Raw genomic sequence first — 16,864 nt, 5'->3', positions numbered from 1 at the left:
TGACAGGGGCAGGCGCGGTGTTCGTGGCCGCGCCTGGCGCTTTGTCAGCGGCCCTGCATATCCCTGCTTTCAGGCGGAATGCTGACTTCGATCCCGTCCAGTTCTGCCGTCAGCCTAATCTGACAGGACAAGCGGCTTGTCCGCGTGATGCCCGCCGCCAGATCAAGCATGTCTTCTTCCTCCTCACACGCATCATCCAGTCTGGCGAACCAGTCCGGCGCGATGATCACGTGGCAGGTGGAACAGGCCATCTGCCCTTCGCAGGTGCCTTCCAATGGCATGCCGGCAGCTTGCCCCGCTTCGAGCAGCGACAAGCCTTCGGCGCTATCAGTATCGACTGTTTCACCCCGGGCGGTAATGAATCGAACGCGAACCATTAAACCTCCTGCGCCGCTGCTGCGGCATTGATTTTGCTGGCGGCTTCCTCGATCTGGTCTAGCGTTGAATAGCGCCCGAAGCCAATTCTTATCGAGCTTTTTGCCTGCCGATCGTCAAGCCCGATGGCTTTAAGAACATGGCTGGGCCTGCCAGACCCGCTGGCGCAGGCGGAACCGGCGCTGAACATGACATCGCGGCAATCGCTCATCAAACGTGCCACATCCACCCCTTCGCGCCGCAGGTTCAGATTGCCATGCCAGCGCTGTGTCTCGCTGCCATTCAGCGTCCAGCCTGAAAAACATTCGCGCGCCCGGTTCCACAAATGTTCGACATGGGCCGCGTCCTCATCCTTGCGCTCCAGCGCCAACTGGGCGGCGGCGCCCATTCCGGCAATCAGCGCCGGGCTGAGGGTGCCGGACCTTATGCCCTGTTCCTGTCCGCCACCTGTGATGAGCGGGGAAATTTTCAGCCCATCGCGCAGCCACAAGGCGCCGACGCCCTTGGGCCCGTGGAATTTATGCGCGCTGACCGCAATCATGTCCGCCCCCAGCGGCGGTGCCAGCTTACCTGCGCCCTGCACCGCATCGCACAAAAACAGCGCGCCCATGGCAGCGGAGCGCTGGGCCAGCCGTTCCACTGGCTGGATTGTGCCGATTTCATTGTTCACCTGCATGACCGCGACCAAACTGGTGTTACCTGCAATCGGCACTTCTGCATCCACAATGCCGGCAGAGCTGACCGGCAGTTGTATGGCATCGCCCAGCGCCCCGGCGGTGTCGCGCACCGCGGCGTGTTCGATTGCCGAAACCGCTCTTGCCCCCGCAGCACTGCCCCGGATTGCCAAATTGATCGCTTCGGTGGCGGACCCTGTGAAAATAACCCTGCCGCCCGGTGGAAACAGGCCAGCCACACGTTCCCGCGCCAGTTCAATGGCGGCATGGGACTGGCGCCCCATGGTGTGCGGGCTATGCGGATTGCCGAAGCCGGTGCCGTCAGGCCCGTCCAGCCAGCGGAGCATTGCCTCGCGGGCTTGCGGTGCAAGCGGTGTGGTGGCCTGATAGTCGAGATAGATCATGCTCAGGTAGATTGTCCCTGCTGTGCCATTTCCAGCCAGATTTTACAAAACCGCTCGACATCTGCGCGCGCCGTGTTCCACCCGAAGCTGACGCGAACGGTACGGGCAATCACATCACTATCCAGCCCCATCGCTTCGAGCACATGGCTCTGGCGCAAACTGCCTGACGAACAAGCAGAACCTTGGCTGACAGCGATCCCCGCCATGTCAAACCGCATGAGCTGCGCGCTGCCAGACATGGCGGGCATCGTCACTGCGCGGATATAGGGCGTGGATGCGGCCAGCCCGTCTGCCAGCCATACACCGCCCAGCGCGCTGATGTCCTGCCGGAACTGTTCCAGCGGTTCCAGCACGGTTGCGCCTACATAGGGCGTCTCGCACGCTTCCAGTGCGGCGGCCATCGCCAGCGCGCCCGGCAGGTTTTCCGTGCCGCGCCGATAGCCGCGTTCCTGCCCGCCAGCCGGCTGCAGCATGGCAAAATCGCGCACCAGCAACGCGCCAATCCCGATCGGCCCGCCAAATTTATGGGCGGATATAATGGCCATGTCAGTGCCCGGATCAAGCGCCATTTTGCCGGCACTCTGCGCGCAATCGACCACCATGACCCCGCCCGCATTATGCACGATCTGCGCTAATGCGCTGATGTCCTGCTGGCACCCGGTTTCCGAATTGACCTGCTGTATTGCCACCACCGGCGCGCCGCGCCCGTCAATTGCCTCGCGCAGGATATCGGCATCCACCATGCCATCAGACAAAACCGGCAGACGCTCGGCATCGGGGGCTGCCTTCAGCACCGCATCATGCTCCACCGCGCTGACCAAACGGGCGCCGCCTTTGGCATGGGTCAGCGCCAGGTCACAGGCCTCGCTCGCGCCGCTGGTCAGAATGACCTCGCCCGTCCAGCCCAACGCCTGTTTTATGCGCGCCCGCGCATCTTCCAGCGCGGCGCGCGCTTTTCGCCCCTCGGCATGGGGGCTGGATGGGTTCGCCCAGATTTGAAAGCCATCGCGCATTGCGCTGGCAGCCTCGGGGCGCAGCGGGGTGGTGGCGGCATGGTCGAGATAGGTGCGCAAAATTGGCTGGCTCGTCTTCAAATGGGGCGGCATTATCGCGGGAATTGCGAAAAGCGCGTTTGTCACTATATAGCCATGCATATGGTCCGCGCTACCCGCGCAACCCCACTCTTCTGACAGGTCAATTATGCCATCTGTGATTTTTCCCGGCCCCGAAGGCCGTCTTGAAGGCCGTTACAGCCCCGCGCCGCGTCCACGCGCACCCGTTGCCATGATCCTGCACCCCCATCCACAAGGCGGGGGCACCATGAACGAGCGCATCACGCAGCGCCTGTTCAAAACCTTTACCGATCGCGGCTTTGCCACATTGCGGTTCAATTTTCGCGGCGTGGGCCGCAGCCAGGGCAGTTTTGACAATGGCGTTGGCGAATTGTCCGATGCCGCAGCCGCGCTTGACTGGGTCCAGTCAATCCATCCCGAAGCGCAGACCACCTGGGTTGCAGGCGTCAGCTTCGGCGCGCTCATCGGTATGCAATTGCTGATGCGCCGCCCGGAAGTGCGCGGCTTTATCTCCATTGCCCCGCCTGCCAACATGTATGACTTTTCCTTCCTTGCCCCTTGCCCTGCCTCCGGCATCTTCATTCAGGGCGTGGCCGATACCGTGGTGCAGCCCAGCGCCGTTCAGAAACTGGTCGACAAGCTGCGGACGCAGAAGCACATCACCATCCATCATGAAGAAATCCCCCGCGCCAACCATTTCTTCGAAAACGAGATGGAAGATTTGATGGGTTCGGTCGATAATTACCTTGATTTCCGCCTGTCTCCGGACTGCCCGATCAAGTAATTCCAGACGCGGCAAGCGCGGTGTCTCCCGCCGCTTGCCGCAGCTTTTCGCGATAATTTGACAGCGTTAAGTGGCGTTTTGCCACGCGAAAGCGCTTGCCCTCTATATGTTATGTTGTAACATTGCACTCGATACACCCGCCAGACCGAATACGGGCAGCGGGAATGGCATGAGAGGAGAGAGACATGGCATATGTAGACCAGAAATTGTCTGACGGCAGGAACAAGGCTGTCATTGGCGTCATCGCCATTCACGCAGCGATTGGCTACGTGCTGGTGAGCGGAATGGCAGTCGATTTTGTCGAAACGATCATTCAGCCCAACCCCGAAGCTGTCATCATTACGCCCAAGCCGGTCGAGCCGCCGCCCGTGCCCGAAGTGAGCACCCCGCCTGAACATTCGGTATCGCCCCCGATCTTCACACCGCGGCCGCCCATCACCATTCAGCCGGCGCCGCCGTTGGTTGACACGACCGATCTGGTGCTGCCGCCCTTGCCTGACATCATTCCCACAGCGACACCCGGTCTTGTGCCGCGGCCCGATCCGACACCGCGGATGAAGCCAGCTTTTGATCCTGTTTCCGCACTGCCAAGGAACAATCCGGGCAGCTGGGTCACCACGCAGGATTACAGGAGCAGCTGGATCAATCGGGAATTGACCGGGACAACCGGCTTCACGCTTAAAATAGGCACCAGCGGACGGGTCGAATCCTGTCTTGTCACCAGGTCAAGCGGGCATGATGTGCTGGATGCGGCCACCTGCGATCTGGTCACGCGGCGCGCCCGGTTCGACCCTGCCCGGGATGACGCCGGCCACAAGACCAGTGGCACTTTCACCAATTCGGTCCGCTGGCAGCTTCCCGATTAGGAAGGGGCCGATTAAGGCCGGGGCGCAGCCAGTTGGCCAATCGGCGCATTGCCGTCAGCATCAGGCACGGTCCAGATGGCAATATTGGCAATGGCAACCAGCGCCAGGATCACCATCAGCGTGACCTGGCGGCTGGCGCCGCCCTTGCGCCACAGGATAAACGCCCCGACCAGCAGCGCAATTGCCGCCAGCACAAGGATGGAAAGAACAGTGCTTGTCGCCATGGCGATAGCGCTAGCGGGTTTCATGCCACAGGTGAAGCCGCCTGTGCAGGAACTTCCTGCCACATCGGACCGTTAGGGCTTCATATCACACCATTTCTGGTGCCACCTCACGGGAGACAAATCATGGGCATTTTCAGCAGCATCAAAGACGCCATTTTCGGCAAGAAGAAACCCGAAGCCGCACCAACCGGAACAGGCCCCGGCCCTATTGGCACAAATGCGCCCATTGGCCAGCCAACCAGCAGCGCTGCTGTCGGTGTGGTTGACGTGGAAAACAGCCTTGATTCCATGCCCGGTGCAGACCGGCTCAACTGGCGCACATCCATCGTCGACCTGATGAAGCTCATTGGCGTGGATTCCAGCCTGTCCGCCCGCAAGGATCTGGCGCAGGAACTCGGTTACACCGGCGATCTTGATGGTTCTGCAGAAATGAACATGTGGCTGCACCGCAAGACCATGCAGGAACTGTCGCGCAATGGCGGCAAGGTTCCAGCTGAATTTCTTGACTGAGAATTCAACATTTAAAGAGGTTTGACAGGCAGCGCTGGCCCCGCCAGACGCCTGATCATGACATTTTTAAAAACGCACAAGCTCACCCGCCGCCAGACCCTTGCCGGACTGGGGGCGGGTGTTTCTGTTTTGGCATTACCGGGCTGCGTCCGCACCATTGCCAACAGCGCTGACGCTTCTGTCACCGGCGCTGGCGGCCTGCTGGACGATATTGCGTATAATCTGCTGAAACTTCAGCCCGAAGGTGCCACCAGCCTTGGGGTCGATACCGGCCAGTATGGCTACCTCAGATCCCGGCTGACAGACACGAGCATGGCTGGCCGCCGTGCTCTTGTAAGCACTTTGCAATCCGATCTGGCACGTGCACGCAATGCGGACAAAACCACGCTGGATGCAGCCACGCGGACCAGTTTCGAAGTGGTTGAAAGCGCCTATTCCACCGCGCTGGACGGGTTGGCGCTGCCATATGGAGATGTCGCCGTGGGCGGGTGGCGCAATGCGCCCTATGTCGTCATCCAGAATGTCGGCGCCTATATTGATCTTCCCCGCTTTTTAAGCTCGACCCACCCGTTGCGCGATGCCGATGATGCGCAGGCCTATATTGCCCGTCTCGAAGCAGTGCCGGAAATGCTGGCCGGCGAATTGGAACGGATGAAAAGCGCCACGGACATGGGCGTGGTTCCGCCAGATTTCCTCCTTGTCAAAGCCATTGGCCAGATGCGCAGCACATTGCAGGATGCCATGACCGGCGGCGCATGGGTGCAGCCGTTGGCAGACAATGCAGGGACACTTGGCACCGATGCGACATTGCAGGCGTCAGCGCGGGAAATTGTCACCCGCCGCATTGCCCCTGCACTGGAAGCTCAGCTGGCTGAACTTTATCGCCAGCAAAAAAGCGCCACCAGCCAGCCGGGCATGTGGGCCCGCCCCCATGGCGATGAATTTTATGCCTGGGCCTTACGGGCCAGCACCACCACGCGCATGATGCCTGACGAAGTGCACGAACGCGGGCTGGAAGAACTGGCGATGCTGCATGGCCGGATGGACCCCATCCTGCGCCAGCTTGGCTACACCTCGGGTTCGGTTGGCAGCCGCATGACCGCGCTGGGGGGCGATCCACGCTTCAAATTTGCCGAAGGCGATGCGGGCCGCGCCGAGATCATGACATTCATCAAGGGCCGGATCGACTGGATCAAGGCGCAGATGCCGCGCGCATTCAACACGCTGGTGGACCCCAATCTGGAAGTCACCCGCATCCCGCTGGCAGAAGAAGTCGGCGCGCCGGGCGCCTATGGCGGCGCGGGATCGAAAGACGGGCTGATCCCCGGCCGGATGTGGATCAACCTGCGCACCACCGACCTGCACCGCAAATATGATCTGGCAGACCTGACCTATCACGAAGCCATCCCCGGCCATGTCTGGGAAGGCGAATATTCGAACACTTTGCCGCTCATTCGCTCAATTCTGAAATTCAACGCATTTTCCGAAGGCTGGGCGCTTTATGGCGAACAGCTGGCGGATGAACTCGGCGCCTATGATGATTATGCCGTGGGCAAGCTGGGCTACCTCCAGTCCCTCGCATTCCGCGCCTGCCGGATGGTGGTCGACACCGGGCTTCATTCCAAGCGGTGGGGCCGCCAGCAAGCGGTGGATTTCTTCGTGCAGCGGAATGGCAGCAAGGTGGAAGAAGTCGCCAGCGAAGTGGACCGCTATTGCAGCTGGCCAGGACAGGCGTGCGGATACAAGGTGGGCCACAGCGAAATCGTGCGCCAGCGCGCTTTGGCGCAAAGCGCGATGGGCAGCGCCTATGACTTCAAGGCGTTCAATGATGCGGTTGTGCTGGGCGGCAATGCCCCGCTTGACGTGCTGGCCAAGAACGTGGCGAGATATATCGACACCGCCTGATCACAGCAGCAGCAGGGTATCAGGCCGCAGGGTATCACGCCATGAAAAAGCCCCCCTTCCCGCTGTTTGAAAGCGGGAAGGAGGGCCTCCTCTCCAACCTGTCAGATGCCGGTCACGCCGGCATCATTCAGGCAGCCTGTGTGTGGACGCCGGGTGCGGACTGGCGCACACCTTCATCCACATACGCCTCGAACTGGGCGAAATTGTCGACGAACAATTGCACCAGCTTTTCGGCAGTCCGGTCATATTCTTCCTTGTCAGACCATGTCGTGCGCGGATCAAGAATTGCGCTGTCCACGCCATCTACAGCCACGGGAACATCAAAACCGAAATTCGGGTCCTTGCGGAAAGTCGCGTCATTCAGCGAACCATCCAGCGCCGCGTTCAAAAGCGCGCGGGTCGCCTTGATCGGCATCCGCTTGCCCACGCCATATTTGCCGCCGGTCCAGCCGGTGTTGACCAGCCAGCACTGCGCGCCGCCCTTCGCGATGCGTTCTTTCAGCAGATTGCCATAGACGCTGGGGTGGCGCGGCATGAAGGGCGCGCCAAAACAGGTCGAAAAAGTCGCTTCAGGTTCGGTCACGCCGATTTCTGTTCCGGCAACCTTGGCCGTATATCCCGACAGGAAGTGATACATCGCCTGATCCGGCGTCAGGCGCGCAATCGGCGGCAGAACGCCAAAGGCATCGGCAGTCAGCATGATGACGTTGGATGGCACAGGGCCGAGGTTTTCGGCCGAAGTGTTGGGAATGGCGCTCAACGGATAGGCAGCGCGGGTATTTTCCGCCAGCGTGTTATCGTCCAGATCCAGCACGCCGGCTTCATCCATCACCACATTTTCCAGCACGGTGCCGTGCATCCGGGTGGTGGCATAAATTTCCGGTTCTGCATCTTCGGAAAGATTGATCATCTTGGCGTAGCAGCCACCTTCGAAATTGAAGACTGCCGTATCCGACCAGCCATGTTCATCATCACCAATCAGCGTGCGGCTGGCATCGGCAGAAAGGGTGGTCTTGCCCGTGCCCGACAGGCCGAAGAAAATCGCTGTCTTGCCATCAGGGCCGATATTGGCCGAACAATGCATGGGCATCACGCCCTTGGCCGGCAGCAGGTAATTCAGAATGCCGAATACGCTCTTCTTCATTTCGCCGGCATATCTGGTGCCGCCGATCAGGATGAGTTTTTCAGTCAGATTGACCGCCACCACAGTTTCGGACCGGCAGCCATGACGTTCCGGGTCGGCCTTGAAGCTGGGCAAATCGATAATGGTATATTCGGGCGCAAACCCTTCCAGTTCCGCAGCAGTTGGCCGCACCAGCAAAGTGCGGATGAACAGATTGTGCCACGCGAGTTCGTTGATCACGCGCACATTCACGCGATATTCGGGCTGCGATCCGCCGAACAGATCGGCCACGAACAAATCATCCTTCTGGCCGAGCGCGGCAAAGAAATCGGCCTTGAGATTGGCAAAATGCTCCGGCGTCATGGACACATTCACCTTGCCCCATGCCACAGTATCTTCTGTCGTGGCATCGCGAACGATGAACTTGTCCTTGGCAGAGCGGCCCGTCTTCGCACCCGTTTCCACGACCAGCGGCCCATCCTTGGCCAGCTTGCCTTCGCCGCGTGCCAAGGCTGCCTCCACCAATTTATCCGTGCCATAATTGGGATGGATTTTGGCAGTGGTTTCAATGCCCTGACTGGACAGCGAGGTTGAAAGCGCGGTGGTCACTGAATTCTCCTGAGCGGTTCGCATGACGGCACTTGTAACATACAAGTGCGGCATCCGATTCGCGTGCATACGATTGCACGTTTGTCGGCGTTGCGCATAATCGGCGCATGGACTTGCGTCAAATTCTGCTGGCTCCGGCATGGAAAACTTATCTTGCGATGCGCCAATTCGTTGTTTCGCGCAGCTTAAAGGGTTACTTACCCATTCATGGATATTGGCGCATCACACGAAGATACAGGGGCTGGCACGCATGGGAACGCGTCTGCTGCTGCCGAAATCAGCCCTGACGGCGCTGCAGAAGTCATTTCAAGCCCGGTTCCTGCTGGATTGCCGCAGGAAACCGGCCAGAAAGTCATCGCGCTGGTCGATGATGACCGCAACATCCTGACGACAGTATCCATCGCCCTCCAGTCAGAAGGCTATGCCACGCGGCTTTATTCCGATGGCGAGGCGGCGCTGAAGGCGCTGCTGGAAAACCCGCCCGAACTGGCGGTATTCGACATCAAGATGCCGCGCATGGACGGAATGGAACTTCTGCGCCAGTTGCGCCGCCATTCCACGCTGCCCGTCATTTTCCTGACCAGCAAGGATGATGAACAGGACGAGGAAATGGGGCTGGAACTGGGGGCCGATGACTATATCGCCAAGCCTTTCAGTCTGCGCCTGCTGCTGGCGCGCATCAGGGCAATCCTGCGCCGCAGTGCAGCGTTGGCTGCCGATGCGGACCCGGATAATGCCGATGCGCAGCGCGAAACGGTAGAAACGCTTGCCCGGGGCCGCCTTTCCATGGACCCGGCGCGCCACCAGGTCAGCTGGGATGGCCGCCCGGTGTCCCTGACAGTGACCGAATTCCTCATCCTGGAAGCGCTTGCCATCCGGCCCGGCGTCATCAAATCGCGCAATCAGCTGATGGATGCTGCCTATACTGAAGACATGTTCGTGGATGATCGCACTGTCGACAGCCATATCAAGCGTATCAGGCGCAAATTCCGGGCGGTGGACCGGGAATTTGGCGCGATAGAAACGCTGTATGGGGCAGGCTACAGCTTCACAGATGGCTAATACGGAAATGCAAGGCGCGCCAGAATCCCGGCCTTCGCGTATTCTCTGGTCGCGCGGAATGTCGCTCACGGCGCGCATTCTGGCAGTCAACATCCTGCCGCTGGCCTTGTTGGGCGGCGGCATTTTCTACCTCGACGGCTATCGCAAGCAGCTGCTGGATGAACGTTACAAGCTGGCGCGGATCGAGGCGCAGATCACTGCCGAGGCGCTGGCCGGGGCCAGCCGCGAACGGCAGGAAGCCTTGCTGATCCAGATCGGCAAGGAACAGCGCATGCGGCTGCGGATGTTTGATGCAGAAGGTAATCTGTGGGCAGACAGCTTCGCGCTGGATACACCGGCGTTCACCTTTGATGATCCTGTAAAGGAACCGTGGGACGAAGATTTTGCCCGCATGATGGACCGCGCGGTGGATACCATTGTCGGCGCGGATCCCATTCCCGATTATATCGAACCTGCCGAAGCGAAGGCCAATTCATGGCCCGAACTTGCCCGCGCCCGCGAACAGGGTCTGACCCAGATCCAGCTGCGCGATGCGCCCGATGGCACGCCTGTGATCAATGCGGCAGCGCCTGTTGGCCTTAAAGGTTCAACCCTGCTGACCACGCGCAATGCGGTGGATATCACCGAATCGGTGCGCAGCGCGCGGTCGACGCTGGTCAGCGCCGTGTTCCTTGCCTTGCTGGTCTCTATTGCCCTGTCGCTGTTTATGGCGCGAACGATTGTCAGGCCCCTGCAATTGCTCGCCAAGGCAGCGACGCGGGTGCGCCTTGGCCGTGACCGCGAAGTGGAAGTGCCGCGTCTGCCGGAAAGGCGTGACGAGATCGGCCAGTTGGCGCGCGCCATTTCCGATATGACGTCTGCCTTGCGGCAGCGGATTGACGCGGTGGACCATTTTGCCGCCGATGTGGCGCATGAAATCAAGAATCCGCTGGCATCCCTTCGCAGCGCGATTGAATCGCTCACCCGGGTGCAGGATCCGCAATTGCGGGCCCAACTGGAGCAAATTGCGTCCCACGATGTCCGCCGGATTGACCGGCTGGTGACGGAAATTGCCGACGCCAGCCGGATCGATTCAGAAATGTCGCGGGCCATCTTTGAAGAAATGGACCTGGTGGACCTGACCCGCGCCATTATCGGCACGCGTGAAAACAGGGCCGAAAATGATGGCCGCGAAGTGACCTTCCAAAAACCGCTGGGCGGCGCAAAAGTGCGCGGCGTGCCAGCCCGGCTGGAACGCGTGATTGAAAATCTGCTGGATAATGCCGTTTCCTTTTCACCGCCCGAAGGCGTGATAGAAGTGTCCATCACCCATGATGGCAATATGGTTGCCTTCAGCGTGTGTGACAGCGGCCCCGGCATCCCCGAAGAAGCCCGCGAAAAAGTGTTCGAAAGGTTTCATTCGCTGCGGCCGGATGCAGAAGCATTCGGCGATCATAGCGGCCTCGGGCTGGCCATTGCACGGTCCATTGCCGAAGCGCATGACGGGACGCTAATTGCCCAAGGCCGCAAGGATGGCGGCCCTGGCGCATGCCTGGTCCTGCGCTTGCCGGGCCTTGGTGTCGCGATCCCGGGCCGATAGGAATGACGGAAAAGACAGCTTTGCGGCAGGCCGGCTGCGTTGCGGTGGGCGGCCGCGCCCTTTTGATCGAGGGGGAGCCGGGCACTGGCAAGACCAGCCTTGCCCTGATGCTGATTGACCGCGGCGCGCAACTGGTTGGGGATGACGGGGTGCAATTGCACTTGCGCGATGGCAGCCTGTGGGCTTCGCCGCCACCCCACACCGCCGGCAGACTGGAAATTCGCAATATCGGGCTGGCACAATTGCCCGTGACATCTGCCCCTGTCGCACTGGTGCTGCAAATCAGCCCGGATGCGCCGCGCTATGTTGAAACGGCAGGACAAACCGCAATCCTTGGTATTGCGATCCCGTGTCTGGCGTTTGACGCACGCGGCGAAGCCGCCGCCATCCGCGCCGAATATGCCGTGAAGATGCACGGTCTGCCCTTCCCATGAGCACGATTTCGGGTCAGGAACGAAGAATGTCCCACAGCCCCCCACTTGTTGACGAGGATTCGCGCCAGCGGATCCTGCTTGTCACCGGGCTATCGGGCGCGGGCAAAACCACTGCGCTGCGCGTGCTCGAAGACCTTGGCTGGGAAGCAATCGACAATTTTCCCATCCGGCTGCTCGAACGCCTGATTCCCCAGGATGGCCAGCAGGGCCATGGCCATCCACTGGCCATCGGTTTTGATTCGCGCACGCGCGGTTTCAATCCGCCTGATGTGATCGAACAGGTGCGCCAGATGAGCAAGCGTGACGATCTGGTGGTCACAACCCTGTTCCTGGATTGCACCAGCGACGAGTTGGAACGGCGGTATAATGAAACCCGGCGGCGCCATCCCATGGCCCATGGCCGCCCTGTGCGGGTGGGCATTCAGGCCGAACGCGAATTGCTGGATCCGCTGCGGCGATGGGCCGACGCGGTGGTCGACACCACGGATTTTGCCACCAACCAGTTGCAGCAGAACATCCGCGAACGTTTTGCTGAAACCGCGCCGCAGGATATGTCGGTGATTGTGTCCAGTTTCGGCTTTGCGCGCGGCACACCGCCGCTGGCAGATCTGGTGTTCGACATGCGCTTTCTGGACAATCCGCACTGGGTGGCCGAGTTGCGCGAACAGACAGGCCTAGATGATGCGGTGGGCCAGCACATCCGGCAGGACGCGGCATTCGAGACCGCGTTCGAGCAGATTCGCGCCCTGCTGACGACCTTGCTGCCGCGATATCAGGCGCAGGGCAAAAGCTATGTCAATATTGCCTTCGGCTGCACCGGCGGGCGGCACCGTTCGGTGTTTACCGCAGAGACAATGGCGCAGGCCTTGCGCGACGCAGGATTTTCGCCCACGGTTCTACACCGCAATTTGGGGTCGCGTGCCGCAGACCAGATCGAAGGCCCCCCATCATAAGGTTCCCCCAGGCCTCAACATGACCATCCCCGATATGACAATCATGATTCCTCACCTCTCCCGCATCTGCCTGTCTGGCGCCCGGTCATGATCGGCATGATCCTGGTGACGCACGGCCAACTGGCGGAAGAATTCGTCCACGCCATGGAACATGTGGTTGGCAAGCAGGAAGGTGTCGCCACTGTCTGCATCGGCCCGAATGATGACATGGAAAAACGCCGGCTGGAAATTGCCGAGGCCATCGAAAATGTCGATCAGGGGCAAGGCGTGGTCATTTTGACCGACCTGTTTGGCGGCACCCCATCCAACCTCGCCATTTCGCTGCTCGAAGCAGGCCGGGTGGAAGTGATTGCCGGGATCAATCTGCCGATGCTCATTCGCCTGTCCGGCACGCGCAAGACCTGCCCGATCAAGGAAGCCGTGTCCGCTGCGCGCGATGCAGGGCGCACCTATATTACGGTTGCCTCGGAATTCCTCGGTCAGTGTGAGAAGTCAGAATGAACGAACATCGGCGGACAATACAGATCGTCAACCAGCGCGGCCTGCACGCACGCGCCAGTGCCAAATTCGTCAACATGGTAAGCCAACTGCCCGAAGGCGTGCATGTCCGGGTGTCCAAGGATGGTAACGAGGCAGTCGGCGGCTCCATCCTTGGGCTGATGATGCTGGGTGCAGCCAAGGGCGATATGGTTGAACTGATCGTCAAGGGTGATGGCAGCGACGAAGTTCTGGAACAGCTCTGCTCCCTTGTCGGTGACGGATTCGGCGAGGACTGATGCGCCGCGAGATTACCGGTTTTTCCAATCCGACAGTCAAATATCTGCGCGGTCTGCGCGACAAGAAGAACCGCCGCCGGGAAGGGAAATTTCTGGTCGAAGGGCTGCGCCTGCTGACAGATGCCCGCGAAACAGGGCGAGTTCCTGAAATGCTGGTGATGGCCAAGGGCCGTGACGCCCACCCCCTGCTGGACGATCTGGAACGCGCCGTGATGATCGCTGGCGGCGAGATTATCGAAACCAGCGCCGACATCCTTTCCAAGATCACCGGCAAGGAAAACCCCCAGGCAGTGGCGGGGATGTTTACCGAATTCGACACATCATTGCAGGCGCTGGACAGGGATGCCGGCCCCATCTGGATGGTGGCACAAGCCCTGCGTGATCCGGGCAATCTGGGCACCATGCTGCGCACCTGCGATGCAGTGGGTGCCGGCGGCCTGATATTGGTGGATGATTGCGCGGATCCTTTTTCCGTCGAAGCTGTGCGCGCCAGCATGGGCGCCGTTTTTACCCAGCAGATCGGCCAGGCGGGCTGGGAAGAATTCATCGCGTGGCTGCGGCAGGGCGACGGGCAACTGGTGGCAGCATCGCTGCGCGATTCGCAGGATTACAGGAGCGCGCCTTATGCAGCGCCCTGCTTCATTCTGGTCGGCAACGAATCCCGCGGGCTGCCTGAAGACTATGAAATGGCGTGCGACCTGCGGGTGACCATGCCCATGCGCGGGCGTGCAGACAGCCTCAATGCCGCCGTGGCAGGCGCAGTGCTGGCTTATGAAGTGCTACACCAGCTGGAACATTGATCAGCCGCGCAAAAAACGAATTGCTCGCGATCAGTCGCCAGCCACAAGGCTGATGATGCTCCACTTACCGTCCCTGCTTGTCGCTGTCAGTCGGTAGGCAATCAGGCTGCGCAATTTGCCGGTTTCGACATAGCCAAGCGAACCATCAGCCAGTTTGACATTCTGATAAGGCTTGCCGGGTTGCAGTCCCGCCGCCAGTTCAACACCGTCCCATGACAACATCCGCACTGCCGTGCTGTTCTGGCCGGGGCCATCGCGTAGCGGAACATTCTGGCCCATCACGATCATGCCCATCATCGGGTCAATCTTGTCAATTTTCTGGTCGAAATACCACGGCAGCGTAATGCCCCCCTGATCATTGGCCGCGCAGCCAAGGTTCAGCAGCGTATCCAGCTCGTCCCACAGCGTCCAGTCCGTGTCTGCCAGCCGCTTGCGCAATTCTGCAACGCCGGAACCACCGCCAAAATCCAGTTTTATATCGGTTGCCGCCAGCGCCGCCAGCCCGTCCACATCACGCGCTTTCACGACGCTTGCCAGCTTTTTACGAAAGGCTTCTGCGCCGGCGATGGTCGTACATTCATTACGCGGGGCATACAGGCCATCGGGCAATTGCGCAGTTGTGCTGCCATCCACTTGGTCGACCAGATTTTCAGCTGCGTCCTTCAGCTTTTCAGCTGGCGCATCTTCACGGTTGCAGCCAGCGAGCGTCAACAATAGCAAAACTGCACCGATGGAATGCCGCATGAAATTCTCCGATAAGATGCTTTACGCGTCATCAACCGGTGGCAGTGCGGCATGTTCCGAAACATCCGCTGCGGTATAACGCGGCATGCCTTCAACCAGCGGCACTTCCTCTATCTCCCGCTTGCCGATCTCAATACCCTTTTCTGCCAGACGCTTGCCTGACGAAAGCACATTGCGTTCAAAACTGCCGACGAATTTGTTGTAATTGGCTACTGCTGATTCCAACCCCGACCCCATCCGTTTGAGATGTTCCGAAGCCGTTCGCAGCCGGTCATATAATTCGCTGCCCATCCGCCCGATTTCGCGGGCTTCGTCAGCCAGCTGGTCCTGCCGCCACACCTGCGCCACGGTGCGCGCGATGGCCACCAGATTGGTCGGCGTAGCCAGAAGCACACCATTCTGGAACGCAAAATCCCACAATTCCGGGTCTGTTTCCAGCGCCGCAGCCACAAAATGTTCGCCCGGCACAAACATCACAACATAGTCGGGCGCATCTTCGAACTGGCTCTGATAGCTTTTGGCACCCAGCGTCTGCACATGGTTGCGCATCGATTTGGCGTGTGCGACCAGCGCGGCCTTGCGGACATTTTCATCATCCGCCTCAAACGCTTCCTGATAGGCATTGAGCGACACCTTGGCATCGATGACGAGTTTTTTCTGGCCCGGCACATTGACGATAGCATCCGGACGCAGACGGCCTTCGGCAGTGTCGACAGATTGTTCCAGATTGAAATCCGTATGCTGCGACAGGCCGCATTGTTCCAGCACGTTCTGCAAAGCGCGCTCACCCCAGCGGCCACGCGCCTTGGGCGCGTTTGTCAGCGAATTGCCCAGCCGCTGCGCTTCCCGGCGCACTTCTTCCTGCCCCAGACGCATCTGTTCGATCTGGTCACGCAGGCCCCCGAATGCTTCCACGCGCTGTTTTTCCAGCGTGCTGACCTGATCTTCATAGGATTTGAGGCGCTGGTTCACCGGCTCCAGCAAGGCAGCAACCGCTTCCTTGTTGGTCTTTTCCGAATTGCCGAAACGTTCGCTGGCATTTTTCAGGAATTCTTCCTGCGCCCGGCCCAGAACATCGGAACCGGTCAGTTTGAATTCCTTGAGCATGGCGTCCTTGGCTTCCACCAGCAATCGCTTCTGTTCGTCAAAATTGGCAGCATTGGCCGTCAATGTCGCAAGATCGGCGCGCAGGCCTTCACGTTCCGCACGGGCCACGTCCAGTTGGGCCGCCAGACCATCAGCGCGCGCGGCGCGGTCGCTCATCGTGGCCAGTTCCGGCGCCATGCGGGAAAGTCTGTCCGAAAGATCCCGCGCTTCTGCATCGCGCTCGGCATGGCGCGTTTTCCATTCCGCCACAGGCCGCGAACCTGCCAGCCATCCGCCCACGGCGCCCAGCATAAGGGCAACCAAACCAACTATAAGTGTCATGATGTCCATGCATTGGAACATAGCTGGAACGAAGGTGCCGGAAAAGGGGCCGCGAAGGATAATTGTGGAACAACAGCCGCGCTTGCTCGCTTCCTTAGTAACCCAAGCAACAAACAGGAGGATTTATGTCTATCAAGGAAATGATTGCCGACCATCCGCAAGTCGGTTCTGATTACAACGAAGACCTGGCAGAAGCGGTGAAGCATGCGATGTATTGCGCGGCAATCTGCAACAGTTGCGCTGATGCGTGCAGCGCCGAAGCCATGGCGATGCAGGAATGCATCCGCGTATGTTCCGATTGTTCGGATATTTGCACGGCCACTTACCGTGTAGCCAGCAGGCGCACCGGCGGCAATGTGGCAGTGTTACAGGCGATGCTGGAAACCTGCATCGAAGCATGCGTCGCCTGCGAAGCGGAATGTTCCAAGCATGACAATCCGCATTGCAAACGCTGCGCCCAGATGTGCCAGGAATGTGCGGATGACTGCCGCAAGGCGCTGGAAGTCCTTAACCGCCACGGTTGAGCCGCCCTGTGAAACAA

General features: G+C 59.9%; 19 protein-coding genes. 12 read left to right on the top strand and 7 right to left on the bottom strand.

Annotation, left to right across the window (positions count from 1 at the left end; genetic code table 11):
* Positions 1 to 44 precede the first annotated feature (44 nt).
* The 3 genes from GRI44_RS02105 to GRI44_RS02095 are packed head-to-tail and all read right to left on the bottom strand — an operon-like array spanning position 45 to position 2,559.
* Positions 45 to 377 carry a 2Fe-2S iron-sulfur cluster-binding protein gene (locus tag GRI44_RS02105; protein ID WP_160599812.1) on the bottom strand — a complete coding sequence of 111 codons (333 nt, stop codon included), beginning with the start codon at positions 375 to 377 and terminating at the stop codon, positions 45 to 47.
* Positions 377 to 1,453, bottom strand: coding sequence for a cysteine desulfurase family protein (locus GRI44_RS02100; protein WP_160599810.1), 1,077 nt, complete (start codon positions 1,451 to 1,453; stop codon positions 377 to 379). The genes GRI44_RS02105 and GRI44_RS02100 overlap by 1 nt, the downstream gene beginning before the upstream one ends.
* 2 nt (positions 1,454 to 1,455) lie before the next feature.
* Complete coding sequence (locus GRI44_RS02095) at positions 1,456 to 2,559, bottom strand: cysteine desulfurase family protein (RefSeq protein WP_160599808.1); 1,104 nt, start codon at positions 2,557 to 2,559, stop codon at positions 1,456 to 1,458.
* Between the two features lie 94 nt (positions 2,560 to 2,653).
* Here GRI44_RS02095 and GRI44_RS02090 point away from each other — a divergent pair, with 94 nt between their 5' ends.
* Together GRI44_RS02090 and GRI44_RS02085 are read left to right on the top strand one after the other, a co-directional pair.
* Positions 2,654 to 3,310 (top strand): alpha/beta hydrolase, encoded by a 657-nt coding sequence (locus tag GRI44_RS02090; RefSeq protein ID WP_160599806.1) that lies wholly within the window; start codon positions 2,654 to 2,656, stop codon positions 3,308 to 3,310.
* A gap of 185 nt (positions 3,311 to 3,495) precedes the next feature.
* A complete protein-coding gene (locus tag GRI44_RS02085; RefSeq protein ID WP_160599804.1) occupies positions 3,496 to 4,176 on the top strand; it encodes a TonB family protein in 681 nt (226 codons plus the stop codon).
* Between the two features lie 11 nt (positions 4,177 to 4,187).
* Here the strand turns inward: GRI44_RS02085 and GRI44_RS02080 are convergent, their stop codons facing one another.
* Entirely contained in the window at positions 4,188 to 4,424 is a 237-nt protein-coding gene (locus GRI44_RS02080; RefSeq protein ID WP_232842946.1) for a hypothetical protein, read from the bottom strand.
* Positions 4,425 to 4,523: 99 nt separating this feature from the next.
* Here GRI44_RS02080 and GRI44_RS02075 point away from each other — a divergent pair, with 99 nt between their 5' ends.
* Together GRI44_RS02075 and GRI44_RS02070 are read left to right on the top strand one after the other, a co-directional pair.
* Entirely contained in the window at positions 4,524 to 4,910 is a 387-nt protein-coding gene (locus GRI44_RS02075; RefSeq protein WP_160599802.1) for a DUF3597 domain-containing protein, read from the top strand.
* A gap of 57 nt (positions 4,911 to 4,967) precedes the next feature.
* Positions 4,968 to 6,815, top strand: a complete 1,848-nt coding sequence (locus GRI44_RS02070) for a DUF885 domain-containing protein (RefSeq protein ID WP_160599800.1) — start codon at positions 4,968 to 4,970, stop codon at positions 6,813 to 6,815.
* 127 nt (positions 6,816 to 6,942) lie between these two features.
* Here GRI44_RS02070 and GRI44_RS02065 read toward each other — a convergent pair whose 3' ends face one another.
* A complete protein-coding gene (locus GRI44_RS02065) occupies positions 6,943 to 8,571 on the bottom strand; it encodes a phosphoenolpyruvate carboxykinase (protein ID WP_160599798.1) in 1,629 nt (542 codons plus the stop codon).
* Between the two features lie 183 nt (positions 8,572 to 8,754).
* Between GRI44_RS02065 and GRI44_RS02060 the strand changes: the two genes are divergently transcribed.
* The 7 genes from GRI44_RS02060 (at position 8,755) to GRI44_RS02030 (ending at position 14,151) form a co-directional block, all read left to right on the top strand.
* Positions 8,755 to 9,609 carry a response regulator transcription factor gene (locus GRI44_RS02060; RefSeq protein ID WP_160599796.1) on the top strand — a complete coding sequence of 285 codons (855 nt, stop codon included), beginning with the start codon at positions 8,755 to 8,757 and terminating at the stop codon, positions 9,607 to 9,609.
* Positions 9,602 to 11,188, top strand: coding sequence for a sensor histidine kinase (locus GRI44_RS02055; protein WP_160599794.1), 1,587 nt, complete (start codon positions 9,602 to 9,604; stop codon positions 11,186 to 11,188). Before GRI44_RS02060 ends, GRI44_RS02055 begins: the two co-directional genes overlap by 8 nt.
* Positions 11,189 to 11,190: 2 nt before the next feature.
* Complete coding sequence (locus tag GRI44_RS02050) at positions 11,191 to 11,622, top strand: HPr kinase/phosphorylase (RefSeq protein WP_160599792.1); 432 nt, start codon at positions 11,191 to 11,193, stop codon at positions 11,620 to 11,622.
* Between the two features lie 26 nt (positions 11,623 to 11,648).
* The gene (gene rapZ / locus GRI44_RS02045) at positions 11,649 to 12,575 is read left to right on the top strand and encodes an RNase adapter RapZ (RefSeq protein ID WP_160599790.1); all 927 of its coding nucleotides are present in this window, start codon (positions 11,649 to 11,651) and stop codon (positions 12,573 to 12,575) included.
* 87 nt (positions 12,576 to 12,662) lie between these two features.
* The gene (locus GRI44_RS02040; protein ID WP_160599788.1) at positions 12,663 to 13,076 is read left to right on the top strand and encodes a PTS sugar transporter subunit IIA; all 414 of its coding nucleotides are present in this window, start codon (positions 12,663 to 12,665) and stop codon (positions 13,074 to 13,076) included.
* Positions 13,073 to 13,351: an HPr family phosphocarrier protein gene (locus GRI44_RS02035; RefSeq protein WP_160599786.1), complete on the top strand. Its 279-nt coding sequence runs from the start codon at positions 13,073 to 13,075 to the stop codon at positions 13,349 to 13,351. The genes GRI44_RS02040 and GRI44_RS02035 overlap by 4 nt, the downstream gene beginning before the upstream one ends.
* Positions 13,351 to 14,151, top strand: coding sequence for a TrmH family RNA methyltransferase (locus GRI44_RS02030; protein ID WP_160599784.1), 801 nt, complete (start codon positions 13,351 to 13,353; stop codon positions 14,149 to 14,151). Before GRI44_RS02035 ends, GRI44_RS02030 begins: the two co-directional genes overlap by 1 nt.
* Before the next feature lie 30 nt (positions 14,152 to 14,181).
* Here the strand turns inward: GRI44_RS02030 and GRI44_RS02025 are convergent, their stop codons facing one another.
* The gene (locus tag GRI44_RS02025) at positions 14,182 to 14,895 is read right to left on the bottom strand and encodes a hypothetical protein (RefSeq protein ID WP_160599782.1); all 714 of its coding nucleotides are present in this window, start codon (positions 14,893 to 14,895) and stop codon (positions 14,182 to 14,184) included.
* A gap of 21 nt (positions 14,896 to 14,916) precedes the next feature.
* On the bottom strand, positions 14,917 to 16,332 hold the full coding sequence (locus tag GRI44_RS02020) for a DNA recombination protein RmuC (RefSeq protein ID WP_160599780.1): 1,416 nt from the start codon (positions 16,330 to 16,332) through the stop codon (positions 14,917 to 14,919).
* 116 nt (positions 16,333 to 16,448) lie between these two features.
* On the opposite strand from GRI44_RS02020, the gene GRI44_RS02015 reads away from it, so the two are divergent.
* Positions 16,449 to 16,847, top strand: coding sequence for a four-helix bundle copper-binding protein (locus GRI44_RS02015; RefSeq protein ID WP_160599778.1), 399 nt, complete (start codon positions 16,449 to 16,451; stop codon positions 16,845 to 16,847).
* Positions 16,848 to 16,864: the final 17 nt, after the last annotated feature.

The organism is Allopontixanthobacter confluentis (assembly GCF_009827615.1).
GTDB classification, from domain to species: domain Bacteria; phylum Pseudomonadota; class Alphaproteobacteria; order Sphingomonadales; family Sphingomonadaceae; genus Allopontixanthobacter; species Allopontixanthobacter confluentis.
Note: the sequence above shows the minus strand (reverse complement) of the source record. Positions and strands in the feature narration are given on the sequence as shown.